The following is a 24,380-nucleotide window of genomic DNA, read 5'->3' as shown; positions in this document are numbered from 1 at the left end:
GCTAGAATGGCTGCATGAAACAAGCTGATTCCTCGGCCCATCTCACCCGCCGCGCCCTGCTCCAATCGACGCTCGGTGCGGCCGCTCTCCTCGCATTCCCGGCGCACGTCCTCGCGTCGCCTCCGGGCTTCGACGAATGGCGCGAGGGTTTTCGCGCACGCGCAATGGCCAAGGGTATTTCAGCGGCGACCTGGCAGCGCGCGATGGCGCGGGTCGAACCGGACATGAGCGTGTTCAAGCAGATGCGCAACCAGCCGGAATTCCACGAGCAGGTCTGGCAGTACATCAACCGCCGCGTCTCGGACTGGCGCATCATCAACGGCAAGATCGCGCTGAAGAACAACGAGGCGCTGTTCGCGCGCATCGAGCGTGATTTCGGCGTCGAGCGCGGCACGCTGCTGGCGCTGTGGGGCGTAGAGTCCGCCTACGGCGATCCGCTGGTACAGCAGAACCACATGACGCCGGTGTTTCCCTCGCTGGCCGCGCTCGCCTGGAACGAGCCGCGCCGCAAGGCCTATTGGGAGACCGAGTTGATCAACGCGCTGCGCATCGTCGACAAGGGCTGGAGCACGCCGGAGGAGATGCGGGGATCCTGGGCCGGCGCGATGGGGCATTCGCAATGGATGCCGGAGGTCTGGCTCAATGTCGGCATCGATTATGACGGCGACGGCAAAGTATCGCCGTTCGGCAAGCCCGACGATGCGCTGGGCTCGACAGCAAAATATCTCGTCAACCGCGGTAAGTGGCGCCGCGGCGAGCATTGGGGCTACGAGGTGCGCGCGTCCGGCGACATGAGTGGCAACCGGACATATGCGGCATGGCAGGCGGCCGGCGTCACCCGCGCCGACGGCCAGCCGTTTCCGCAGCCGAACGCGTCGGCGCAGATGTGGACACCTGTCGCGGGCGGACCGACGTTCCTGCTGGGGCCGAATTTCTACTCGGTGAAGAGCTACAATCCCTCGATGAATTATGCGCTGGCGATCTGCCATCTTGGCGACCGCTGCCTCGGTGCGCCGCCGTTCATCCAGCCATTCCCGGGCTCCGAGCGCGTGCTCACGCTCGCCGAGATGCAGGAGATGCAGACGCGGTTGACAAAAGCCGGCTTCGACACCGGCGGCACCGACGGCCGCGTCGGCAACGACACCATGAAGGCAATCAAGGATTTTCAGCAGCGCGCAGGAATTGCACCCGCGGATGGGTATGGCGGGTTGAAGGTGCTGGCGAAGCTGCGGCAGGGGTCGTAGAGCCGGCTGTTTCACTTCGTCATTCCGGGCTCGCGCTTCGCGCGCCCCGGAATGACGACTCTGAGCGTTCAGTGCCTATACTGCGGCTCCTCCGCATCGAGCTGGCGGCGGATGGCTGCGAGATGCAGACGCGCGGATTCGGAATCGCCCTCGCGCATCTGCCGGTAGGTTTCGGCGGCAATCGCGGCATCAACGGGCAGCACTTTCCGTCCCGTCGACATCGCCAGCACCTGCACCTCGGCGGCACGTTCGAGGTAGTAGAGATCGTCCCAGGCCTCCGCGATGGTCGGGGCCAACACCATCACGCCGTGATGCTTCATGAAGACGATGTCGGCATCACCCACAGCCGATGCGATCCGGGCGCCTTCGCGGTTGTCCAGCGCGAGGCCGTTGTAATCGCGGTCCACCGCCGTGCGGCCGTAAAATTTCAGGGCGGTCTGGCCGGCCCAGATCAAGGGATCGCCCTCCGTCATCGACAGCGCGGTGGCGTAGGGCATGTGGGTATGGAAGGCGACCTTCGCACGCGGCAGGCGCTTGTGCATCTCGGCGTGGATGTAGAACGCGGTCGCCTCGGGCACGCCCTCGCCGTCGAGCACATTGCCGTGGAAATCGCAGATCAGGAGTTTTGACGCGGTCAGCTCGCGGAAGGCGTAGCCATAGGGATTGACCAGGAAGAGATCGTCATGGCCGGGCACCACGGCCGAGAAGTGGTTGCAGATGCCCTCCTCGAAACCGTTGCGCGCGGCCATGCGGAAACAGGCGGCGAGGTCCTCGCGCGCCGTGCGGATCGCATCGGTCGCGAGGTCCGGCCGGTTCGAGCGGAACGGCGCCGGTGTGGACGACGAAGAGTGAAGGCCGTGCGCCATGGCGAAGGAAACCTCTGTCGGTCGGAAGCTCCCGGCGTTGTACAGGGGCTGCGCCTACGCGTCAGCCCCTGCGGGCGCCACCCTGCCCTTCGCGCCTTGCGCGGCGGCCTATTGCCGTCGCGGCGCGCCGCCCGCATTGATGCCGCCGTCGATGACGAGCTCGCTGCCGGTGACGTAGCGCGAGGCATCGGAGGCCAGATACAGCACGCCAGAGGCAATCTCCGCAGCCTGGCCGGCGCGGCCGAGCGGTGCGACAAGCCGGGCGCGTTCCTCGGGATCGATCGGTGCGTTCTGGCCAGCGCCAGTCGCACCGGTCGGGATCTTGCCCCAGATCGGTGTGTCGATGATGCCGGGGTGCACGGAGTTGACGCGGATGCCGTCGCCGGCTGCGGCGCATTCCATCGCGATCGATTTGGCGAACAGCCGCACGCCGCCCTTGGTCGCCGAATAGCCGGAAAGCCCCGGCGCACCGCGCAGGCCCGCGAGCGAGGACATCATGACGATCGAACCGCCGCCGGTCTTGCGCATCAAGGGCAGGCAATGCTTCACCGAGAGGAAGACGCCGTCGAGATTGATCGCGTTCTGCTTGCGCCAGTCATCCAGCGTCATGTCGACGATCGATGGCACGGAAATGCCGATGCCGGCGTTGGAGACCATAATGTCGAGCCGGCCATAGCGCTTTGCGATTTCGGCGACGATCTCGATCCAGCGCTCCTCGCTGGTGACGTCCTGTTCCAGGAAGATTGCCTTGCCGCCGGCCTTGGTGACGCGCTTGGCGAGCTCGGGACCTCGCAGTTCATCGATGTCGGTCGCAATGACGGTCGCGCCCTCGCGCGCGAACAGCTCGACGATCGCCTCGCCAATGCCCGAGGCACCGCCCGTTACCAGCGCGACCTTGCCTTCAACCTGCCCTGCCATGTTCACTCCCTCTTTTTTCTTGTTTGAGCGATCTATTTTTTGCGCACGATCTTGTCGGAAAACCGCTTCGCACTTTGCGCTAGCGCGGCCCTTCGGGTCCGGATCATGCGCTATCTAATCACGGATGGCCCCTGGTCCGGTAGCGCAACGTCGATCACGCGGAATTGCACGCGTTCGGCGCCCTGGTAGCGATCGACCGACAATGAACCGGCGACATGCAGTTGCTGGCCACGATTGGCGAGGAGTGCATTGCCGAGCTTCTGGCCGACCGATCGGAACGCGATGCCATTGACGATCGCGCCGTCGCCGGACTTGAAGCGCAGCCGCAGGTGCGCCTGGCCGACCTCGTCGGCATAGACGAGCTGATGCGCCGGCAGCGCCAGCACCGGCTCCGGATTGCCGCTGCCGAAGGGACCGGCGCGGTTGAGCGTATTTGCAAGCTCCGTCGTCACTGCGCGTGCGGAGATCGCCCCGTCGATAGAGAGTTCGTTGACGTGACGTGCCTCGGCGACATCGCGCGCCAGCGCATTTTCGAGATAGGCGCGGAATTCGGCGAGCTTCTCTTTGCGCAGCGTCACGCCCGCGGCCATCGCGTGGCCGCCACCTTTCAGCAAGATGCCGTCCGCCACCGCCTGCCGCACCGCCTTGCCGAGATCGACGCCGGCGATTGAACGGCCCGAGCCGGTGCCGATGCCGCCGGGCTCGAGCGCAATGGCGAAGGCGGGGCGCGAAAATTTCTCCTTCAGGCGGGACGCGACGAGGCCGACCACACCGGGATGCCATCCTTCGGAGGCCGTGACGATTACGCCGAGCTTGTCCTCGAGCCCGATCGAGGCCAGCGCCTCGGCTTCGGCCTGCGCTTCCGCCGCCTGCTCGATGATACGGCGCTCGCTGTTGAGACGATCGAGCTCCGCGGCGATCCGCGCCGCCTCGACGCTGTCGCCTTCGAGCAGCAGCCTTACGCCGAGATCGGCGCGGCCGATGCGGCCGCCGGCATTGACGCGCGGCCCCAGCATGAAGCCGAGATGCCAGGCTTCCGGCGGGCCGTTGAGCCGCGCCACGTCCATCAGCGCGGTATGGCCGACATGGTCGCGCCGGCGCATCGCGATCAGCCCCTTGGCGACGAAGGCGCGATTGAGACCGATCAGCGGTGCGACATCCGCAACCGTGCCGAGCGCGACGTGATGCAACATGCCGAGCAGATCGGGCTCGGGCATCTCAGCGTTCCAAAAGCCGCGCTGGCGCAATTCACGATTGACCGCGACCAGCGTGACCAGCACGAGGCCGACAGCGGCGAGATGGCCGAGCCCTGAGAGATCGTCGAGCCGGTTCGGATTGACCAGTGCATCAACCTCCGGCAGCTCCGCGCCGGCCTGATGATGGTCGATCACGACGACGGACATGCCGAGCCGTTTCGCCTCGGCGAGCGGCTCGATGCTTGTGGTGCCGCAATCGACGGTGACGAGCAGCGTGGCACCCTTTGCCGCCAGCCCGCGAACTGCTTCGACGTTGGGGCCGTAGCCCTCAAAAATCCGGTCGGGAATGTGGATCAGCGGATCGAGCCCACAATGGCGCAAGTGCCAGGCGAGCAGCGCCGCGGAGGTCGCGCCGTCAACGTCGTAGTCGCCGAAAATCGCGACCTTCTCGCCCTTCTCCGCCGCATTCGCGATCCGTTTTGCGGCGGCTTCCATCTCCGTCACCGTGAACGGGTCCGGCAGGAGTTTTCGGATGGTCGGATCGAGGAAGTCGACGACTGCGTCGATGTCGACGCCACGGCCAGCCAGCACCCGCGCCAGCAGCTCCGGCAATTGGTGCCGCTGCACAATGGCGAGCGCCTTGGCCGCCCCGCGCGCATCCAGCCGGTCGCGCCAGAGCTTGTCGGTGAGCGAGCGCGCCACGCCCAGGAACGCCTGGGGCACTTCGACGGGCAAGACGGTGGCGGGCGGCGGCATGCGGCGAGACTGGTTTGAGGAACCCCGGGGGCCGGGCACAGCGCGTTGCGGCGATCGGCACGGCAATGACGATTGACCCGGAATCCCCTGGAGTTTGCAACGTCCGCGCTGCACAAAGCAGTGGATTGCCGCTCCGCTGGCTACCATTTAGGCATTCCGCATAGCAGCGAATCAAACGGGCGTTGGGCGGAACCCTCGCGACCACACGCGTGCGCTGGTCGCCTTTCATGCGACCCCGGACTACGAGACCTATCGGGCCTCGGCTGGTACGGCGTGATTGTCTGCCGGGCGTGAGGCTCTGAAACAAAATCCGCAAAACAACCCCATGCAAAGTAGCCGGAGGTTTGTTTTCGCTGGTGTTTTGCGTCCAGCCAAATCGTTTGACTCGTCGGGCAAAACACCGGCAATCTGCAATGATTGCGTAATATGTCGGCCTGGCAATTTACTTGTGCCCGATGGCAGGCGGTAAAGCGTTCACGGAGCACGTAAATATCAGCTCCGCGAGAGATCGCCGAAGACCTCGACTAGCCGGAATCGCTCGCACATGAGCATCATGTCCTCGCTGAATCGTCCGAGCCGGCCGAAATAGGTCCGATGGGCGTCACGCCAATAGGCCAAGCTTCGATCGCCCTCTCCTTCGTCAAACGCAAAGTCGGCCCCAACTTCATTGAAACGCCGATATGTCACCTCGGTGGTTTCGATGACACAGCGTGGCTCTCCACGTCCGTCGAGCACGACCCAGCGCTCACCGGACGTAGAGGTGTTTGGCTCATCTTCCGTGCTGCAAGTCGCGGTCTTGTCGCCCTTGATGGCGAGCTCAAGTAGTTCATCCGCGAGCGCGGGGCTGTCGCCGAAGGCGAACGTTCGGAGGTGTTGATACCGTTCGGGGACCGGTTCGCTCATGGTCTTTCAAGCTCTCACGTCACCTCGCAGCTCCGCGATAGCTGCATCGACTTAGGTACAGGGAACGTTGTCGAAGTTTGCAATTTCGCGCAAGAGCCCCAGCCCGTCGGCGCCCCCTCACCCATGTCGCGCGTAAGCTCACGCGAAATGCGACCGCATCAGCGGCCTCGATCCCCGCTGCTACTCGGCCCCGAACGGGATCGATGCGCAGGCACGGTAGGTCCAGAGCCCGAAATTGCCGCCAAGACCTGCGCGCTCGGCGCCGAGCGCAAGCTGTCCACCGTTGGATAACTGCGCCGTGATACCGCCGACGGCGCGCGCCGACCAGCAGTAACGGCGCTGCCGGTCCAACCTTGCTCGCCCGAGACCATACGCGCATTTTGCCGACTTTTCTTGCGGCGAGCAGGCGAGCGTTCAAGGCACAACGGAACGATCCCTTACCAATTGTTGTCGCGTCACGACGAAATGTCTTGAGCATTTTCCGGTTTCGGGCAAGAGCCTGCCCCATTGCTGCTGTAAAACGCGGCTCGCATCGGAAGTGCGTGAGCACCACTCGGCTTTGGTCATCTCACGCTCGTAAAATGCCGAGGAGACATACCATGAAGATCGTCGTGATCGGCGGGACCGGATTGATCGGATCCAAGCTCGTGGCGAAGCTCACGCAATCCGGCCACGAGGCCATGGCAGCCTCGCCAAAATCAGGCGTGAACGCCGTAACCGGAGAAGGCCTTGCCGCAGCGCTGGCGGGCGCGGATATTGTCGTCGACGTTGCCAACGCGCCGTCCTGGGAGCCCGCCGCAGTGCTCGACTTCTTCCAGCGTTCGAGCACAAATCTCGTCGCGACAGAGGGCGCAGCGGGCGTGAAGCATCATGTGGCGCTGTCGATCGTGGGGACCGAACGGTCGCCCGACAACGCCTATTTTCGTGCCAAGCTCGCTCAGGAGACCATCATCAAATCCTCTTCGGTCCCCTATTCGATCGTGCGCGCCACCCAGTTCTTCGAATTCCTCGGTGCCATCGCTGAAACGGGTGCGATCGGGGGAAAGATCGTTGTTCCGTCGGCGCTGTTTCAGCCGATCGCAGCCGACGACGTGGTTGATCGCCTCGCGGAGGTCGCAACGGGTCAGCCGCTCAACGGCACGATCGATATCGCAGGGCCTGAGAAAGCTCCGTTCAATGAGTTCATCGCACGCCGCCTGAAGGCGTCCGGCGACACGCGTACGGTGGTCGGAGACCCATCGGCGCCGTATTACGGCGGCCCCATCGACGACACATCGCTGAACCCGCTCGGCGAGGCGCGGCTCGGGAAGACGTCGCTCGCAGCATGGCTCGCGAGGCTCTGAGGGCCCGTCAGTCCCGCAATCACGACAACCACGGCGATGAAGGGAATCCCATGCGCAGATTGCTGATCGCAACGGCGGTTTATGCCGCATCTTTCCTGACGGCCCATGCAGCCGAGACGGCAGCACCATTGGCCAAGGTGACGGTCGTGTTCGACCAGGCGCTGCCGAACGCCCCGGGCAAGAGCATGAAGGGCGTGCTGGTCGAGTATGGTCCCGGAGGCTCCTCACCGGCCCACATCCACGCGCCCTCCGCCTTCATATACGCCACGGTCCTGGAAGGAGCGATCCGCAGTCAGGTCAATGACGGTCCCGCCAAGGTCTTTCACAAGGGAGAGAACTTCTTTGAAAAGCCCGGCGACCGCCATGCCGTCAGCGCCAATGCCAGCGATACCGAGCCTGCGAAGCTGCTTGCCGTCTTCGTCGTGGATACAGCAGATAAAGAGCTGACCACGCCCATCGTGAAGTAACGCCGGATCGACGGGGGCAGCGCTGCATCAAGGCCTCACGTCATCCCGAGCCCTCCACGAACGCGACCGGCGTACCTTTCGAGACGCTGCCTGCAACGCGCTCGGCATCCCAATTGGTGAGACGCACGCAGCCGTGCGACTGCGCTTTGGAGATCTTGTCCGGCGAAGGCGTGCCGTGAATGCCGTAGCCTTCGGCGGAGAGGTTGATCCAGACGTTGCCAACCGGATTGTTAGGACCCGGCTTGATCGTGAAAGGCTTGCGCGCATGGACGCCCTTGAAGTGATAAGCGGGATTGTAGCGATAGGTCGGATTCCGGCTGATCTCCGTGACCTTCAGCGTGCCCGAGGGCGACGGCTTCTCTTCGCTTCCCACGGTCGCCGGATAAAATCCGATCAGTGAATTCGATTTGTCGAACAGCTTCACCGTCTGCCGACGCTTGTCGACTTCGACCCTGTCGGCCTGTGCGGGCGCACCGCCGCCGGCGATATCGACCACGACGATGGTGTCGCCAGCGCGATCGAACTGGTGGCCCGGGTTGAGCGCCGCCAGCAGCTGCTCGCTCATATGAAACTTCTCGGCCAATGCTTCGCGCGGGCTGGTGTAGCCAAGCTTCGGGATGTTCTTCATGTCCTCCATCTTTGACGGAAGCATGCGCAGGAACGGACCAGCGACGTCCTTGTCGGTGATGGTGTATCTCGCCGTCAGTGGCCGGTCGTCCGCCTGCAGTGCCTTCCAGACGTCCTCCGTCAATTCGTCCGAGCTCGGCAGCTGCCGCGCTTCCGCATAGGCGCGCAGCGCCTTCCTGGCGTTCTCTCCGAACTTGCCGTCGATCTCGCCAGGCGAGAAATGTGCTCTATCCAGCAGAACTTGCAGGCGCACCCCAGCCGGAGTCGGCTTCTCGTTCGAGAGGGTCTTCTTCGATGGCTGGGCGGAATCGATCGCGGCCGCGTCCATCCCGGCTGCGAACGCCTGCACGGCCGCCAGGGCGAAGGCCAAGGCCAACGTCAGGACCAGGCAAATGCTGGTGAACTGCCGGGCCCGATCAACGGGCCAGGCGGTCTTCACCGCCACTCGCAGCGGATCCTCGTCGACCATATTCCGGCTCCGACGTGGAGAGACGTTCGTCGAGATGGCAACTCGCCTCGACGGCGGAAGTTTCCAGTTTTTCCCAGAGCGGCCAAGGCTACCGCGCGTAAGGGGATAGCGGTCGAGCATGCACGCCCACCATCTCAAACAGTCAGGGGAGACAATTGCGATGCAGATGGCGTGATGAGCTGCCAGATCAGGTCGGGGCGGCGCACGCGCCCGCCCGAGCCAATCGGGCGCCCTATCCGCCGGGCTTGGCAAAGGCGCGGTCTTCATCTCCGGCCGGAAGCAACCGTTGAGCTAGATCAACCTTCGCTTCCTGCCCTCACGGCAGCCTCGACGCATTCCCGCAGGGGACGGCGCATGAATCTGCTGCTCAAGGAAATTCGGCATACCCCGTTGCTCTGGCTCCTGGTCTTCGTGCCGGTGGTGATCGCTCTCGCGCGGATCATGCCGGACGCCCACACGCTGCTGTTCGTGCTGGCCGTGATTGCCATCATTCCCCTAGCTAGCCTGCTCAGCCATGCGACGGAGGCCATCGCCGAGAAGACGGGGGATGCGATTGGCGGGCTGTTGAATGCCACGCTCGGCAATTTGACCGAGCTCATCATCGCGATCGCGGCCCTGCAGGCCGGTCAATATATGCTGGTGAAGGCCTCCATTGCGGGCGCCATCGTGACCAACTCGCTGTTCATGTTGGGCGCATCCTTGCTCCTGGGCGGGCTGAGATACTCCACACAGGAGTACAACCGTGCCGGCGGCAGGCTCTATTCCGCCTTGCTGCTGATGGCGACGATCGCCCTGCTCTCGCCCTCCGCCATCGCCGACCTCGACTTCCCCGGAGAGGAGACCGCGGTGCAACGATTGAGCTTCGCCCTGGCGATCCTGTTGATTGCGGCCTACGGTCTCAGCCTGCTGTTCTCGCTGAAGACGCACAAGGAGTTGTTCGCCAGCGCCGATCATGGCGAAACGGCCGGGCCGGTGCTGCCGATCGGGGTTGCCATTCCGACCCTGCTGCTCGTGACCGTGCTCGTTGCGATCGTGAGCGAGATCTTCGTGGAATCGGTGCAGAAGGCCGCCGAAACGCTCGGCATGAGCCCCGCCTTCGTCGGCTTCATCGTCGTGGCGCTGGTTGGCGCAGCGGCCGAAATGGCGGTGGCATTCTCCGCGGCACGTCGCAACCGGCTCGACCTCAGCGTAAGTATCGCGCTCGGAAGCGCGTCTCAGATCGCGCTGTTCGTTGCACCGGTCCTCGTGCTGCTAAGCTATTTGGTCGGACCGCACCCCATGGATCTTCAGTTCTGGCCCGGCGCGGTGACCATGGTGATGATTGCGACCGTGGTGACAAGCTTCGTCACCAATAGCGGACGATCGGCCTGGTTCATCGGCGCTCTCCTGCTTTTCATCTATGCGATTTTCGCGATGACCCTCTACATGATCCCGCCGGGTTCGCATGGTCCGGTCTAGGTGCCGCCACTTCGATACGTCAGCGATGTTGGCGTTGTTCGGAAACACTCCAGCGAACCTTGATCTAGCGCAACGGCCGCGCTGATGGTTATCCGATGTACGAACCAGGTGCCCTCGAGAACGATGGCGGTAACTCCGATGCCAGATCCTACAGAGATCATCAGCGCCGCTATTCGGTCAGCTTTTGTCAACTACCCACGGGAAGACGATCCCGATTGGAGAAGCCCCAGCTGGATCAAACCCGACGAATGCTCGCACCTCACCGCGGTGATCCTTCGGGCGCTCGAGGCCGAGGGCCTCAAGATCGTCGCGAAACGCGATGAATGAGACGCAACAGCATGCGTCGTCCCGGTCACTTTGGCAGCCGCAAAGCTGACGAAGCAATCGAGCGCAGGCAACCGCCGCAAGCGTGCACGGCCAGCAACCGATCCTTAGAGATCAATCACATATACCAAGGCCAGGACGAACGCGATAATTCCAAGAAAGAATGCGAGTCCCGTCCACCGCTCGAATGCTCTGGAGTGCGTCGAGCGTGTTGGCTCGTTGTGAGGTTCGAAAAGCACCGAGGCCTCCTGCTGTAGCGCGGCTTGAGTGACGCATGCCTCCCCGATGGCGGCGTGCCCTTGACGTAAATCAACACGGCCCCATCCAGACCAACGAGTTTTATCTGCATCGGGCCTACTACGGGAATGGCCCCTGGTACGGCTACAACGGATGGCCGGACTATAAGGCGCGCGCCGGAATCGTCTGCGCCCCAGGCTCCACCTTCAAGGGCGAAGACGGCCTGATGCACGTCTGTCGGTAAGATTCAGCACGATGCCACGGGGCGGCTCAAGCGCCGCCCCTGTCGACGCGGCGGGCGGTCATCTCTGCCGCGAGCAGCAGCGCGGCGCGGCTCGCACCGATCGACGCGACACCCTGTCCTGCGATGTCGTAGGCGGTGCCGTGCGCGGGCGTGCAGATCGGGAACGGAAAGCCGCCGAGCAATGTCACGCCGCGGTCGAAGCCCATCAGCTTCATCGCGATCTGGCCCTGGTCGTGATACATCGTCAGCACCGCATCGAAGGCGCCGCTCTTGGCGCGCAGGAATACGGTATCGGCGGGAAACGGCCCCTCGGCCGCGATGCCCTCGCGCTGGCCGGCCGCGACCACAGGCGCAATGACGTCGATCTCCTCGCGGCCGAAATTGCCGCCGTCACCGGCATGCGGATTGAGACCCGCGACCGCAATACGCGGGCGGACGAAGCCGGCGTTGCGCATGCAGGCATCAGTCAGCTTCAGCGCGCGGTGGATGCGTTCGCTGGACAGCTTTGCAGCGACATCCCTGAGCGGAATGTGCGAGGTGACGCGCGCATTCCAGAGCTCGCCAAGCACGTTGAATTCGCTCGCCGCGGTCTTGAGACCGACCATCTCGGCCGAAAACGCGATCTCGTCGTCATACTCGGCGCGGGCGAGCCGCATCGCCTGCTTGTTGAAGGGGGTGAAACAGACGGCGTCGACGCGGCCATCGCGGCCGAGTTCGAGCGCGTGCCGGTAATTCGCCAGCGCGAAGCGTCCGCCGGCGAGGCTCGCTATTCCCCGCTCGACATCGGCAGGATCGAGATGGCCGAGATCGACAAAGAGCGCATCTCCATCGGCGGCCCGGAGGTCAGCGCCCTGCTCCACCATCCGCAGCTCCGGCTTGACGCCAGCAATCCGCGCGCCCTCGTCGAAGACGCGGTGGTCGCCGATCACGACGAGCCGGCTGCGGGCACGGATATCGTCCTGCGCCGCGAGCTTCGCGGTCAGCTCCGGGCTGATGCCGGCGGGATCTCCCATCGCCAGCGCAATCAGCGGCTTTGCGGTCATATGATCGCCTTCTCCTGGGCTGTCGTCTCACCGGTGGGCGGCGCCGGCTTGCGCAGCAAGCGCGCGAGCTGCAACGCGAGCGGAAGCAGCAACAGCGCGATGCCGGCCACGATCAGGCACGTCACCAGCTTGTTCGCAAAGAAGATGCCGAGCGATCCCTTCGACATCAGCATCGACTGCCGGAACGCGTCCTCGGCCTTGTCGCCGATGACGATCGCGAGCACGAGCGGCGCCAGCGGATAGAACAGCTTCTTGAAGAGATAGCCGACGATCCCGAAGCCGAGCATCATGACCACGTCTAGATAGGAGTTCGACACCGAATAGGCGCCGACGACGCAGATGATCACGATCAGGGGCGCGATGATCACGAATGGAATCCGCATCAAGGCGGCGAAGACCGGCACGGTCAGCAGCACCAGCGCAACCGCGACGATGTTGCCGACATACATCGAGGCGATCAGGCCCCAGACGAAGTCCTTCTGGTCGACGAACAGCATCGGCCCGGGATTGAGGCCCCAGATCATCAGCCCGCCCATCATGACGGCCGCGGTCGCCGAGCCGGGAATGCCGAGCGAGAGCATCGGCAGCAGGGCGCTGGTGCCAGCGGCGTGATCGGCCGTCTCAGGCGAGATGATGCCTTCGACCTCCCCCCGTGCCGAAATACCGGCCCCGGCGCGAGAAGCGGCGGGCAATGCCGTAGCTCATGAAGGACGCCGCGGTCGGGCCGCCCGGCGTGATCCCCATCCAGCACCCGATCGCGGCGCTGCGCAGCAGCGCAACGCCATGCCGCGGCAGGCGAACGACGGCGCGAAACACCTCGCCCCAATCGATCCTCGATGAGACCGCGCGGGCATGAAGCTCTTCTTCGACGGCGACCAGGAGCTCGCCGATTCCGAACAGGCCCATCACCGCGACGACGAAGTTCACGCCCTTGACCAGTTCGTCGATTCCCATGGTGAGGCGGACGCTGCCGGACACGGTGTCGATGCCGATCGCAGCGATCGCAAACCCGATGGCCAGGGCCACGACCGTCTTGATCGGTGCCGCACCGCCCATGCCGACGAAGCTGGCAAAGGCCAGGAAATAGACCGCAAAATATTCCGGCGGCCCGAAGGCCAGTGCGACCTGCGCCACCCAGGATGCGAGGAAGGTAATCAGGATGACGCCGATCAGCGCGCCGAACGCCGCCGAGCCGAAGGCGGTTGCGAGCGCCGTCGTCGGCCGGCCATCACGCGCCATCGGATAGCCGTCGAAGGTGGTCGCGACAGACGACGGCTCGCCCGGAATATTGAACAGGATCGAGGTGACCGAGCCGCCGAACAGCGCACCCCAATACATGCTGGAGAGCAGGATGATCGCAGACACCGGCTGCATGCCGAAGGTCAGCGGCAGCAAGAGCGACACCCCGTTCGGCGCGCCCAGCCCCGGCAGCACGCCGACGAGAATGCCGAGCAGCACGCCGACCGCCATCAGGAGCAGATGCGGCATGGTGAGCGCGATGGTGAAGCCGTGCAAAAGCTCCCCAAGATTGTCCATCGGCCTCTCCGTCAGAAGCCGAGCGCCGCGGCGAGCACGCCGTGCGGCAGGCTGACCTGGAAGATGCGCTCGAACACGACGTAGAGCGCCAGCGCCGTTGCTGCCGCCATGGCCAGCGCACGTGGCACGGATTGGTGTCTGGGGATCGCCAGCACTGCGAAGACGTACAGGGCCGAGGCGAGATACATCCCGGCCAGCGGGATCGCGGCAATGAAGATCGCAGCCGGCACGAACAGGCCGGCAAGCCGGCGCAGCTCGATCGGCGTGATCGCGATGGGAACGTTTGCGAGTGTTGCAGCCGGCAGCACACCCCGCACCAGATTGTAGAGGCTTCCGACCACAATGATTACACCGGTCAAGAACGGGAACGTGCCGGCGTCCACACCCGCGCTCGACCAGCCGATGCCGTTGTCGAGGCTGGAAACGACGACTGCCACACCAAAGCTGCCGGTGAGGACAGCGGTCGCAAGTTCAAGAGCGCGGCGCGATATCATCAAGGGCTCCTGGTGGCGAGGGACGACAGGACGTCATGGCGCGGTGCCTGCCCGCCTCACTTGACCAGCCAGCCCTGCTCGCCCGCGACCCGCTTGACGTGCTCGAGGTCCTCCTTGATGAACTTGTCGAACTCGGCACCGGTCAGGAACGTGTCGACCTGAGAGGTCTTCTCGATGTAGTCCTTCCATTCAGCCGTCGCCTGCACCTTCTTCATGAGGTCTACGTAATACGAGGCCTGGTCCGGCGTGACCTTGCCGGGCAGCCACACCGTCCGCGGCTGCTCGTATTGCTTGATGTCGAGCCCCTGCTCGGTGCAGGTCGGAACATCGCCCCAGCCTTCGGTCGCCGTGATCTTGGCGCCCTGCGGCAGCCGCTTCGGGCTGAAGACGCAAAGCGGGCGCTGCGTTCCACCGCGCCATTGCCCGAGGCTTTCGCTGGGATTGTTGACGTGGGAGTCGAGATGTCCGCCGGCGAGTTGCACGGCGGTCTCCGCGCCGCTCTTGAAGGGGATGTAGGTCAGCTTGACGTGACCGGCCTTCTCGATCATGCGGGTGAGCACCTCGTCGGTGTCCTTTGATTGCGCGCCGCCCATCTTGAATTCCCCCGATGCGGCCGCCTTCAGATAGTCGCCTGCCGTCTTGTAGGGCGCGTCCTGCTTGACCCAGAGCAGGAACTCGTCCTGCGCCATCGCCGCAATCGGGGTGAGGTCGGTGTAGTTGAAGGCGACCTTGGAGACGAGCGGTTGCTGCCAGGCGTTCGATGTTCCGAAGATCACCTTGTAGGGATCGCCTGCGGACGCCTTGCCGTAGACATAGCCTTCCGCGCCGCTGCCGCCGCCCTTGTTGACGACGACGATCGGCTGCTCCGTCAGCTTGTACTTGGTGACGATGTTCTGCACGGCGCGCGCGAGATTGTCGGTCCCGCCGCCCGGCCCGGCGGTGGCCACGAACTCGATCGGTTTTTGCGGTTGCCAGGCTGCAACCGCCGGCATCGCGCCGGCGAGCACAGCCGCGGCTGCGGAAAGCAGAAGTGTTGACGTGCGACCCATGATTTCCTGCCAGCTTTTTTGTGTGTTGTTTTATTTGTCGTATCGACGTTCGGTCAGGCGACGCGCTCCTCGCGCCTTCCTGAGGCCGTAACGATTGCGCCTTCCTTTTCGAGCGCCTCGATCTGCTTCTGGTCGAACCCGTGCTCGGCGAGCACCTCGCTTGTGTGCTCACCGTAGACCGGCGCGCCGGAGCACACTTTGCCTGGGGTCTCCGAAAACTTGATGGGAAGACCGATCGTCTTCACGGGGCCGAGCGTGGAGTGCTCGACCTCGACGACCATCTCGCGCGCCAGCGTCTGCGGATCGCTCAACGCCTCCAGCATGTCGTGCACGGGTCCGCACGGCACGCCCTTCTCGTCCAGCGCTGCGAGCCAATGCGAGCGCGACTGGGTGCGGAAGCGCTCGCTCAGCACGGCTTCGAGCTCCTTCAGGTTCGCCATCCGGTCGGCGCCGGTAACGAAGCGCGGATCAGAGGCAAGCTCGCTCGCACCGAGCGCTTCCAGCATCAACAGCCAATGCTTCTTGTTGGCACCGCCGACCACAAGCCAGCCGTCCGAGGCCTCGAATGCCTGATACGGCGCGTTGAGCGGATGGGCCGAGCCCATCGCGCGCGGCGCGGTGCCCGCGGCCAGCGCGATCGTCGACTGCCAATAGGTCTGCACCAGGGCCGCCTCATACAGCGAGGTCTCGACCCACTGCCCTTCGCCGGTCTTGAGGCGGTGGGTATAGGCCGCGAGAATGCCCATGCTCGCGAGCAGGCCGGCGGTGATGTCGGACAGCGGCGGACCGCACTTGACGGGCGGACCATCGGGACGCTCGCCGGTGAAGCTCATGATGCCGCTCATGGCCTGTGCGACCAGATCGAAGCCCCGGCGGTGCTTGTAGGGGCCGGTGCGGCCAAAACCCGACAGCGAGCAGTAGATCAGCGCCGGAAACTGCTTGTGGAGTTCTTGGTAGCCAAAGCCCAGGCGCTCCATGGCCCCCGGCGCAAAGTTCTCGACCAGCACGTCGGCGTCCGCGATCAGCCGCCGCAAGACCTCCTTGCCCCCTTCGGTCTTCAGGTCCAGCACGATGCCGCGCTTGTTGCGGTTCATCATCAGGAACGATGCCGCCTCCTCGCCGATCTTCGGCGGCACCGAATGGCGGGTGTCATCACCGTTCGGCCATTTCTCGATCTTGATGACGTCGGCGCCCATATCGGCGAGCATCAAGGTGCAGGTCGGCCCGGCCATGACGTGGGTGAGATCGATGACCTTGAGGCCGGCAAGCGGGCCCGAACGGCGGGAGGTGGATTGCGATCGATCGCTTTGCATCGGCCTGTCCTATTGGCCGCGCCACTGCGGCGCGCGCTTGTTGAGGAAAGCATCGAGCCCTTCGCGAAAATCCTGGCTCGTGTAGCACATCAGAATGAGGTCTTCCCCCTCGTCTCGCGTGAGCCGCCTTTGCAGGCGGGCGACCGCCTGCTTGGTCGCGGTCAGCGTCAGCGGCGCGTGACTGGCCAGCAGCCGGGCGACCTCATCGGCGCGCCTGTCGAGCGTTGCAAGATCCTCGACGACCTCGCCGAGCAGGCCGACGCTCGCGGCTTCCGCGGCGTCGACGAGACGCGCGGTGAAGATCAGATCCTTGACACGTGCAGTGCCAATGAGCGCGGTGAGACGGCTCACATTGGACATCGACAGGCAATTGCCGAGCGTCCGGGCGATCGGGAATCCGATTTTTGCGCTTCTCGTACCGATGCGCAGGTCGCAGGCCGCGGCAATCCCCGCCCCGCCTCCGGTGCAGAACCCGTTGATCGCCGCGATGGTCGGAACCCGGCACTGCTCGAGCGTGGTGAGCACCCGGTCGATGCGGTTCTCGTAGTCGATGGCATCCTGCGGCGTCTTGAATTCGCGGAACTGGTTGATGTCCGTGCCCGAGGCAAAGGCCTTGTCGCCCGCACCGCGCAGCACCAGCACCTTGAGCGAATGATCGCGGTTGGCCTCTTCGCAGATCGCCGCGAGCCGCTCGTACATGGCGAAAGTGAAGGCATTGCGGGCCTGCGGACGGTTGAAGGTGATCCGCCCGATGCCGTCCTTGCGCTCGAAAACGAGGTCTTCCGCCTCCGCGGCCTGGTCCATTTCCTCACGTCCCTTTTGCTTTTTTGTATTTTTGAATGCAAAATCTGGGATATTCAAGCTGAAACTTTCAATCTTCAGCACATGACTTTAGTTTTGCATTCAAAATGGAGCCTGATCCTATGCTTCATGAGGAGGTCGTCGGCCGGATCCGCGCCATTCTGCTCGACGGCGAAATTCCGCCGGGCGCACGGATTCCCGAGCGTGAGCTGTGCGATCGGCTTCAGATCTCGCGCACGCCACTGCGCGAGGCGCTCAAGGTGCTCGCCGCCGAAGGCTTGGTGCAATTGCTGCCGCATCGCGGCTCGCGCGCGGCGAAACTGACCGACAAGGACATGCGCGACCTGTTCGAGGTCTGCCAGGGTCTCGAGGCCCTCGCCGGCGAGCTTGCCTGCGAGCGCATCACCGATGCCGAGATCGACGAGATCGCCGCCGCACACGCCGACATGGTGCGGCACTATCGCGAGGGCGACCTGATTCAGTATTACCGCGGCAACCGCGCCATTCACGAGGCGATCGTCACCGCGGCCGGAAACCCGGTACTGGTCGGGCTCTATGCCTCCGTGACCGCCCGCATTCGCCGTGCCCGCTACGTCACGCCGATGACGCCGCAGCGCTGGGCGCTCGCCGTGAAGGAGCATGAGGCGATCCTGAACGCGCTCCAGCGGCGCGATGGCGCCGGCCTCTCGCACATCCTGCGTGCGCATCTTCGCCACAAGCGCGAAGAGGTCTTGCAGGCGGGCTTTGCCGAAACGGAAGGCAACGACCTTGCGCTGCGGATTGCGTGAGATGGCGTTGCCCAGCGAGCATTCGTCCGCCCCATTCCACTGCTAGCCTTCGGTCCAATTTGCTGCGATAAACGCCGCGAATATCGATCATGACACCAGGCGATGCCGCAATGAACAAGCCGCTGCTCTCAGACCCCGGCGCTCGCGCGGCGTCCGACAGCACGGGACGCGCGCCGCAAGGCGGCTTTGCCGATCTCGTGCCCGAACTTAGCGTTTCGAACATTCAGGACAGCCTGTCATTCTGGCGGGACCTGCTCGGTTTCGAAGTCGCTTATGACCGCCCCGATGCCCGGTTTGCGTATCTCGTCAGGGGGCGCTTGCAATTGATGCTCTGCGAACTGAACGGGCGCTGGGAGACGGCCGAGATGCAGCGGCCGTTCGGACGCGGCATCAATTTCCAGATGGTCGTGGATCGTATCGAACCCGTCCTGAACGCTCTCGACGATGCCAAATGGCCCCTCTACGAGCAACCGAACGAAGCCTGGTATCGGGTCGGCGACCAGGACTACGGTCAGCGTGAATTCCTCGTGCAGGATCCGGATGGCTACCTGGTGCGCTTGGTCGAACGCCTGGGAGTTCGCGCTCCGTCGTGACACCGGGCGTGGGCGCGATCAGCCGACCGCGCTCGGCTCTCGCGATGTCGTCCCAGCTGTCTGCACTGTGGCAATTCCAAGGGTCTGCGACGGACGCTCCCCGAACATCGCAAAGTAGTACTGCGAGAACCGCCCGAGCTCGTAGAAGCCCTGGTCCATGGCGACGGCCGCCACGGTAGTCGAACCCGGAGCACTCTCGTGCAGGATGGAATGAACGGCACACAGGCGCTTGTGCCTGAGGAAGCTGACCGGGCCGAGGCCGAACACCTCCTGAAAAGCGCGATGCAAGGTTCGTCGCGATACGCCGAGTGCCGCACAGATCTCCGAAACATGCACCGGGCGCGTGCCGGCCTCGTCGAGATAGTCTTCGACCCTGCGGATCAACCGCCTTGCCGACGGCAGCCAGCCCGCATCATCGGGCGGCAGCGACGACATGACGTTGGCCCCCATGCATTCGACAATCGATCGCTTCCAGAAATCGGCTGTCGACGGCGTCAGTCGGTGCTGATGGGTGCGCAGATGCGACATGATCCGGACCAGACGGCGTGAGGCGATCGCGCCGGTCTCGGGGTCCGCGCGGAAATGGCCGCGGCTACGCCAGGTATCAGGATCGCTCAGCCGAGCTTCGCCGCCGAACAGGGATGCGACCTCGGTGAGGTCGAAGCGCATCGCGGCGTAAGCGGACGCGCCGTGAAAGACCCCGTCATGCTCAAGCAGCGGCGGAATGACGAGCACGTCGTTGAGCTGCATGTCGAACGACCAGTGGGCGACGCGCTCTTCGGCCGCCAGCAGCATTCCGACAATCAGCTTGTCATCGCTCGAGATACGCTGTGTGCGCATGCCGACATTGAAGCTGCCGATGCTGAGCGAGAAGTCCCCGATGCCGACATGGGACAGCGTCCCGCGCAACCTTCCGCGTCCGAGCTGCATCACGTCGACATGCGAGCCGTGAACAGCCTCGCGAAGACCTTCAAAGCCGTCGAGCCTACGCGAATCGACGAGAAGAAATTGCCCCATGTCGTACCCTGTTACTGAAGCGCGACAATTCTGCGGCAGATGGGAGTACAATACCACCACAACGCGAATTGGGGACGACAAACTGACTTCACCTTTGAGGCAAATCATTGCTGAATTTGACGCCAGATATCCGCACGACGCTGCCGATTGAGCGGTTTTCGACATGGGGCGTTAAGCCTCACCGGCCCCTCCGGCGCAGTGGCACAAACTGCACATCACAGCCGCCCTATCTTCGGATACCGTTTGCAACCTTAGCGTTTTTCATCGGAACCGCTCTGCGGGTGCAGAGCGCGCGCGGCAGGGGTTTGCCGCGTGCTCGAAGACGTGCGCGCGAAAGAGGAAGGCATGTTGACGCAATGCAGCATCTCGATCTTCTAACCCGCGCACTAAGGAAGGGGGAACAGATAATGCGTCCAACGTGCCGGGTGACGTGCCGTAGCCGAAATCTGCTGAATTCCGAGCCGTAGCACCAAGTGGAATGCGCGTATTGGAGTTTCCACCATGCTGAGGGCGGATCTCGATCACTGCGAGTGGTTGCCGGATGACGTGAAGACCGGCGAGATGGTTTTCATTCCCGGCGGCACGTTTCGCATGGGATCCGATCACCATTATCCCGAGGAGAAGCCGAGCCATCGCGTCTCCGTCGACGGCTTCTGGATCGATCGCACGCCGGTCACCAACCGGCAGTTCAAGCAATTCGTCAACGCGACCGGCCATGTCACTGAAGCGCAAATCGTTCCCGATCCAAAGAACTATCCCGGCGCATTGAAGGAAATGCTCTACGCCGGCTCGCTGGTGTTCTCGCCACTGCCGCGCATCACCGATCTCAAGGACTGGAGCCAGTGGTGGACCTTCATGCGCGGCGCCAACTGGCGCCGTCCCTATGGTCCTCACAGCAACATCAAAGGGCTCGACGATCATCCTGTCGTCCACGTCTCCTACAGCGACGCGGAGGCTTACGCCCGCTGGGCCGGCAAGGATCTGCCGACGGAGGCGGAGTGGGAGTTCGCCGCGCGCGGCGGTCTCGATGGCGAGGAGTTCGCCTGGGGCGATGCTCTGATGCCGGGCGGCAAGCACATGGCCAACACCTGGCAGGGCAACTTCCCCGTCCAGAACCTTGGCGAGGATGGGTTCGAGCGTACCTCGCCGGTCATGGCCTTCCCGCCGAACGGGTATGGTCTCTACGACATGATCGGCAATGTCTGGGAATGGACCTCCGACTGGTGGTCGGAGAAGCACCAGGCGGACGCTGCGAAGCCCTGTTGCATTCCACGCAACCCGCGCGGGGGACGTGAGGAGGCGAGCTTTGATCCATGTCAGCCGAACGTCCGCATCCCGCGGAAAGTCCTGAAAGGCGGCTCGCATCTCTGCGCGCCGAACTACTGCCGCCGCTATCGTCCGGCCGCGCGTCACGCCGAACCTGTCGATACCTCGACCAGTCATGTCGGGTTCAGATGTGTGGTGCGGCGGCCCGATCCTCCGCCGTCACAAGGACTTTCCGGTAAGCAGGGAGTATGAAATGCGCGACGACGTCAAAAACAAAAAAAAGAGCTAGGGCACAGGCCGCTGGCCGCCGGACGCCGCTGCTTCGCGGCCTGCTGACAGCGGCTCTGGTCGCGACAAGCCTGTCTCCCTTCGCCAAGACGCCTGCAATCGCGCAGCAGCCAAACACGGCCAAGCCCAACATCCTCGTCATCTTTGGTGACGATATCGGCCAGTCCAACATCAGCGCCTATACGCGGGGGGTGATGGGCTACAAGACTCCGAACATCGACCGCATCGCCAATGAAGGCATGATCTTCACTGACTACTACGCGGAGAACAGCTGTACCGCCGGCCGGTCTACCTTCATCACGGGGCAGGTCTGCTTGCGCACCGGCCTCTGCAAGGTCGGGATTCCCGGGGCGGCCGTGGGCCTGCAGGATCGCGACATCACCATCGCCCAAGCGCTGAAGCCGCTCGGCTACGCGACCGGCCAGTTCGGCAAGAACCATCTTGGTGACCGTGACGAATATCTGCCGGTCACGCACGGCTTCGACGAGTTCTACGGCAACCTCTACCATCTCAACGCCGAGGAGGAGCCGGAGCGTCCCTACTATCCCAAGAACGATACCACCTTCACCAAGAGTAATTCGCCGCGTGGCGTGCTCAAGGCCTCAGCCGACGGCAAGATCGAGGATACCGGTCCGCTCAACCGCAAGCGAATGGAAACCGTCGACGACGAGACCACGGACGCGGCGATTGATTTCATGCAGCGGCAGGCGAAGGCCAACAAGCCGTTTTTCACCTGGATGAATACGACGCGCATGCACGTGTTCACTCATGTGCGCCCGTCAATGCGGGGACAGAGCGGCATGCCGGGCAACGAATATGCTGATGGCATGATCGAGCACGATGGAGATGTCGGGAAGCTTCTCAAGGCGCTCGACGATCTCGGTATCGCCAACAACACCATCGTGGTCTATACGACCGACAACGGTCCCAACCAATGGTCATGGCCGGATGCGGCGACGACGCCGTTCCGCAGCGAGAAGGACACGAACTGGGAAGGCGCGTTCCGCGTTCCCGCGATGGTCCGCTGGCCCGGCCACATCAAGGCAGGTGAAGTCTCCAACGAGATGGTCTCCGGCCTCGACTGGTTTCCGACACTGCTCGCCGCGGCCGGCAATACCGACGTCAAGGATCGTTTGCTCAAGGGCGCCGATCTTGGCGGCAAGACCTTCAAGGTGCATCTCGATGGCTACAATCAGCTGCCCTATTTGACGGGGCAGCAGCCGAAATCGGCGCGGACCGAGTTCTACTATTTCGACGATGACGGCAACATGGTCGCCTATCGTTACAACGACTGGAAGATCGTGTTCTGCGAACAGCGCAAGCCGGGCGGCTTCGAGGTCTGGGCGAACCCGTTCACCTGCTTGCGCGCACCCAAGGTGTTCAACCTGCGAATGGATCCGTTCGAGCGCGCCGACATCGTCTCCGATCAATACTACGATTGGTTGGCGAAGAACGCCTATCTGATCCAGTACGGCGTCTGGCGTGTTGCTCCGTTCCTTCAGACCTTCAAGGAGTATCCGCCGAGCCAGCGGCCGGCGAGCTTCAGCATCGACCAGATGATCGATGCGCTGATGAAGACTCTGGATAAGACGGCGCCGAAATAATCCGACGAGCACGTACGCTCCGTCCGCCCATCCCGGCGGCCGGAGTTCATGCCAGTCCATTCATTCCAGCCATGCCCGATTCCCGCGGAAACCAGTTGAAAGTCTTGACAGAGCCCGAAGGTAAGAAGAGCTCGCCGGCCCGCGACGCGGTGCTCGAATTGAAGTCGCGGATCGGAAAGTCCGTTCTCGGCCAGGATCATCTGGTCGAGAGCATGCTGATCGGGCTGCTTGCCAACGGCAATCTTCTGATCGAGAGCCTGCCCGGCCTTGCCAAGACGCGCGCGGTCAAGACGCTGGCAAGGCATCTGGCTGCCGACCTGTCGCGCGTGCAGTTCACGCCGGACCTCTTGCCATCGGACGTGACCGGTGCGGAGATCTACATCCAGACCGACAAGGGCGGCGAGTTCCAATTCCAGAAGGGGCCGATCTTCGCCAATCTGGTCCTGGCCGACGAGATCAACCGCGCGCCAGCCAAGGTGCAGTCCGCACTGCTGGAAGCGATGGAGGAGCGCCAGGTCACCGTCGCCGGCAAGACTTACAAGATGCCTGCGCTGTTCATGGTGCTCGCGACCGAGAACCCGATCGAGCAGGAAGGCACCTACCCCCTCCCCGAAGCGCAGCTCGACCGCTTCCTGATGCATGTTGTCATCACCTATCCGGACGAAGCGACGGAAGGCGAGATCATCAGGCTCAACCGCACCGAGAACGCGCAGGCACCGAAGGACCACACCTCCGAGCCATCGCCGATCCCGCAACAGGCGATCCTGGATACGCGCGGCGAGATCGACGGCATCTTCGTGTCGGACCTCGCCGAAAAATACATGGTCGACGTCGTCTACGCGACGCGCTTCCCCGACCGCTATGGCGAGCCCTTGAGCAAATGGATCCAGGTCGGCGCCAGCCCGCGCGGCAGCCTCGCACTCGACCGCTGCGCACGCGCCCGCGCCTGGCTCGATGAGTATGACTTCGTGACACCCGACCACGTGCGCGCGGTGATCCACGACTGCCTGCGGCACCGCATCATCCTCAGCTATGAGGCAGTGTCCCAGGGGGTCACGCCCGACCAGGTGATCGACAAGATCACCGAGCTGGTCGCAGCAGCCTGAGGCCGCCATGACCGGGACATCAGTCAGATTTCCGGGTGTCTATGTCGGTCTCGACGACCTGATCGCGCTTGAATATCGCGGACGCAAGGTCTCGTTCCTGCCGCGCCAGCCGGTGCACAGCCTGCTCTCCGGCCGCTTCGCCTCGCGCATGCGCGGCCGCGGTCTGAACTTCGAGGAGATCAGGGACTATCGCGCAGGTGACGACGTCCGCTCGATCGACTGGAAGGTAACCGCGCGCCTGCGCAAGCCGCATATCCGCGTCTTCAACGAGGAGCGCGACCGGCAGACGATCATCGTGGTCGACCAGCGCCTGTCGATGTTCTTCGGCAGCCGCCGCGCAATGAAGTCGGTGACGGCGGCCGAGGCCGCCGCGATCGGGGCGTGGCGGGTGCTGCGGCATCGGCGACCGCATCGGCGCCGTCGTGTTCGG

General features: G+C 63.8%; 21 protein-coding genes and 2 pseudogenes. 10 read left to right on the top strand and 13 right to left on the bottom strand.

All coding sequences use genetic code 11. The annotated features are described in order from the left end of the window. The first annotated feature begins 14 nt into the window (after positions 1-14). Positions 15-1,244 (top strand): lytic murein transglycosylase, encoded by a 1,230-nt coding sequence (locus tag AC630_RS29555; RefSeq protein ID WP_074121972.1) that lies wholly within the window; start codon positions 15-17, stop codon positions 1,242-1,244. A 68-nt stretch (positions 1,245-1,312) separates the two neighbouring features. Here the strand turns inward: AC630_RS29555 and AC630_RS29550 are convergent, their stop codons facing one another. From AC630_RS29550 to AC630_RS45705, 5 genes are all read right to left on the bottom strand, one after another. Continuing rightward, the gene (locus AC630_RS29550) at positions 1,313-2,110 is read right to left on the bottom strand and encodes an aldolase (protein ID WP_074121971.1); all 798 of its coding nucleotides are present in this window, start codon (positions 2,108-2,110) and stop codon (positions 1,313-1,315) included. 108 nt (positions 2,111-2,218) lie between these two features. Continuing rightward, positions 2,219-3,028 carry an SDR family NAD(P)-dependent oxidoreductase gene (locus AC630_RS29545; protein ID WP_074121969.1) on the bottom strand — a complete coding sequence of 270 codons (810 nt, stop codon included), beginning with the start codon at positions 3,026-3,028 and terminating at the stop codon, positions 2,219-2,221. Positions 3,029-3,138: 110 nt separating this feature from the next. Further along, positions 3,139-4,980 carry a single-stranded-DNA-specific exonuclease RecJ gene (gene recJ, locus AC630_RS29540; protein ID WP_074121967.1) on the bottom strand — a complete coding sequence of 614 codons (1,842 nt, stop codon included), beginning with the start codon at positions 4,978-4,980 and terminating at the stop codon, positions 3,139-3,141. A gap of 492 nt (positions 4,981-5,472) precedes the next feature. Beyond that, the gene (locus AC630_RS29535) at positions 5,473-5,883 is read right to left on the bottom strand and encodes an ASCH domain-containing protein (protein WP_074121965.1); all 411 of its coding nucleotides are present in this window, start codon (positions 5,881-5,883) and stop codon (positions 5,473-5,475) included. 180 nt (positions 5,884-6,063) lie between these two features. Further along, positions 6,064-6,234, bottom strand: coding sequence for a hypothetical protein (locus tag AC630_RS45705; RefSeq protein WP_167561306.1), 171 nt, complete (start codon positions 6,232-6,234; stop codon positions 6,064-6,066). A gap of 248 nt (positions 6,235-6,482) precedes the next feature. On the opposite strand from AC630_RS45705, the gene AC630_RS29530 reads away from it, so the two are divergent. Together AC630_RS29530 and AC630_RS29525 are read left to right on the top strand one after the other, a co-directional pair. Continuing rightward, positions 6,483-7,226: an SDR family oxidoreductase gene (locus AC630_RS29530; protein WP_074121964.1), complete on the top strand. Its 744-nt coding sequence runs from the start codon at positions 6,483-6,485 to the stop codon at positions 7,224-7,226. A gap of 50 nt (positions 7,227-7,276) precedes the next feature. Continuing rightward, positions 7,277-7,693, top strand: a complete 417-nt coding sequence (locus AC630_RS29525) for a cupin domain-containing protein (RefSeq protein ID WP_074121963.1) — start codon at positions 7,277-7,279, stop codon at positions 7,691-7,693. 40 nt (positions 7,694-7,733) lie between these two features. Here AC630_RS29525 and AC630_RS29520 read toward each other — a convergent pair whose 3' ends face one another. Continuing rightward, a complete protein-coding gene (locus tag AC630_RS29520) occupies positions 7,734-8,648 on the bottom strand; it encodes a L,D-transpeptidase family protein (RefSeq protein WP_245330558.1) in 915 nt (304 codons plus the stop codon). Positions 8,649-9,143: 495 nt separating this feature from the next. On the opposite strand from AC630_RS29520, the gene cax reads away from it, so the two are divergent. Further along, positions 9,144-10,247: a calcium/proton exchanger gene (gene cax / locus AC630_RS29515; protein ID WP_074121961.1), complete on the top strand. Its 1,104-nt coding sequence runs from the start codon at positions 9,144-9,146 to the stop codon at positions 10,245-10,247. 831 nt (positions 10,248-11,078) lie between these two features. On the opposite strand, the gene AC630_RS29505 is transcribed toward cax, so the two are convergent. From AC630_RS29505 to AC630_RS29480, 6 genes and pseudogenes are all read right to left on the bottom strand, one after another. After that, on the bottom strand, positions 11,079-12,095 hold the full coding sequence (locus AC630_RS29505) for a 4-hydroxythreonine-4-phosphate dehydrogenase PdxA (protein ID WP_074121960.1): 1,017 nt from the start codon (positions 12,093-12,095) through the stop codon (positions 11,079-11,081). Next, a pseudogene (locus AC630_RS29500) lies at positions 12,092-13,631 on the bottom strand (tripartite tricarboxylate transporter permease). Before AC630_RS29500 ends, AC630_RS29505 begins: the two are co-directional and overlap by 4 nt. 11 nt (positions 13,632-13,642) lie before the next feature. After that, positions 13,643-14,125 carry a tripartite tricarboxylate transporter TctB family protein gene (locus tag AC630_RS29495; RefSeq protein WP_074121959.1) on the bottom strand — a complete coding sequence of 161 codons (483 nt, stop codon included), beginning with the start codon at positions 14,123-14,125 and terminating at the stop codon, positions 13,643-13,645. A gap of 56 nt (positions 14,126-14,181) precedes the next feature. After that, positions 14,182-15,174, bottom strand: a complete 993-nt coding sequence (locus AC630_RS29490; RefSeq protein ID WP_074121958.1) for a Bug family tripartite tricarboxylate transporter substrate binding protein — start codon at positions 15,172-15,174, stop codon at positions 14,182-14,184. A gap of 53 nt (positions 15,175-15,227) precedes the next feature. After that, on the bottom strand, positions 15,228-16,487 hold the full coding sequence (locus tag AC630_RS29485) for a CaiB/BaiF CoA transferase family protein (RefSeq protein WP_074121957.1): 1,260 nt from the start codon (positions 16,485-16,487) through the stop codon (positions 15,228-15,230). Positions 16,488-16,496: 9 nt separating this feature from the next. Continuing rightward, on the bottom strand, positions 16,497-17,291 hold the full coding sequence (locus AC630_RS29480) for an enoyl-CoA hydratase/isomerase family protein (RefSeq protein ID WP_074121956.1): 795 nt from the start codon (positions 17,289-17,291) through the stop codon (positions 16,497-16,499). 119 nt (positions 17,292-17,410) lie between these two features. On the opposite strand from AC630_RS29480, the gene AC630_RS29475 reads away from it, so the two are divergent. Next, positions 17,411-18,076: a GntR family transcriptional regulator gene (locus tag AC630_RS29475; RefSeq protein WP_245330553.1), complete on the top strand. Its 666-nt coding sequence runs from the start codon at positions 17,411-17,413 to the stop codon at positions 18,074-18,076. 110 nt (positions 18,077-18,186) lie between these two features. Beyond that, on the top strand, positions 18,187-18,669 hold the full coding sequence (locus tag AC630_RS29470) for a bleomycin resistance protein (RefSeq protein WP_074122062.1): 483 nt from the start codon (positions 18,187-18,189) through the stop codon (positions 18,667-18,669). Positions 18,670-18,687: 18 nt separating this feature from the next. On the opposite strand, the gene AC630_RS29465 is transcribed toward AC630_RS29470, so the two are convergent. Next, entirely contained in the window at positions 18,688-19,686 is a 999-nt protein-coding gene (locus AC630_RS29465) for a helix-turn-helix domain-containing protein (protein ID WP_074121954.1), read from the bottom strand. A 501-nt stretch (positions 19,687-20,187) separates the two neighbouring features. On the opposite strand from AC630_RS29465, the gene AC630_RS29460 reads away from it, so the two are divergent. The 4 genes and pseudogenes from AC630_RS29460 to AC630_RS29445 all read left to right on the top strand — a co-directional run. After that, positions 20,188-21,204: a formylglycine-generating enzyme family protein gene (locus AC630_RS29460; RefSeq protein WP_074121953.1), complete on the top strand. Its 1,017-nt coding sequence runs from the start codon at positions 20,188-20,190 to the stop codon at positions 21,202-21,204. Beyond that, positions 21,201-22,844, top strand: a complete 1,644-nt coding sequence (locus AC630_RS29455; protein WP_074121952.1) for an arylsulfatase — start codon at positions 21,201-21,203, stop codon at positions 22,842-22,844. The genes AC630_RS29460 and AC630_RS29455 overlap by 4 nt, the downstream gene beginning before the upstream one ends. A gap of 95 nt (positions 22,845-22,939) precedes the next feature. Next, entirely contained in the window at positions 22,940-23,950 is a 1,011-nt protein-coding gene (locus tag AC630_RS29450) for an AAA family ATPase (RefSeq protein WP_083636442.1), read from the top strand. A gap of 7 nt (positions 23,951-23,957) precedes the next feature. Further along, a pseudogene (locus AC630_RS29445) lies at positions 23,958-24,380 on the top strand (DUF58 domain-containing protein); the annotation flags it as partial.

It is taken from the genome of Bradyrhizobium sp. AS23.2 (assembly GCF_001908185.1).
Taxonomy (GTDB): Bacteria; Pseudomonadota; Alphaproteobacteria; order Rhizobiales; family Xanthobacteraceae; genus Bradyrhizobium.
The sequence above is the reverse complement of the archived record's forward strand: the minus strand, read 5'-3'. Positions and strand labels throughout refer to the sequence as shown.